1 protein-coding gene is annotated in these 396 nt (G+C 54.8%); it reads right to left on the bottom strand.

Annotated features, from left to right (window positions below; genetic code table 11):
• Positions 1-392 (bottom strand): hypothetical protein (locus OO258_RS27370; protein WP_266035038.1); only part of this gene is annotated, 392 nt, incomplete at its 3' end.
• Positions 393-396: the final 4 nt, after the last annotated feature.

The following is a 396-nucleotide window of genomic DNA, read 5'->3' as shown; positions in this document are numbered from 1 at the left end:
TGGTGATGGTGGTGTGAGGAGACGGTGACCTGGGCCCCCTGACCCCATGAGTCATAACTAGCGGCTTTGTTGTAGGCACTTCCAATTCTGGCTGCTGCACAATAATAAACGGCCGTGTCCTCAAGTGTCAGGCTGTTCATTTGAAGGTAAACCGTGTTCCTGGCGTTGTCTTTGGAGATGGTGAATCGGCCCTTCACGGAGTCTGCATAGTATGTAAATTGTCCGCTCCAGCTAATAGCAACGACAAAGTCACGCTCCTTTCCTGGAGCCTGGCGGAACCAGGCCATGGGATAGTTTCTGCCGGTACTTCCAGAACCTACACAGGAGAGTGTCAGAGAGGCCCCAGCCTGCACTAATCCTCCCCCAGACTCCTGCAGCTGCACCTGGGCCATGGCC

Source organism: Pseudomonas sp. DCB_BI, from assembly GCF_026240995.1.
Classification (GTDB): Bacteria; Pseudomonadota; Gammaproteobacteria; order Pseudomonadales; family Pseudomonadaceae; genus Aquipseudomonas.
Note: the sequence above shows the minus strand (reverse complement) of the source record. Positions and strands in the feature narration are given on the sequence as shown.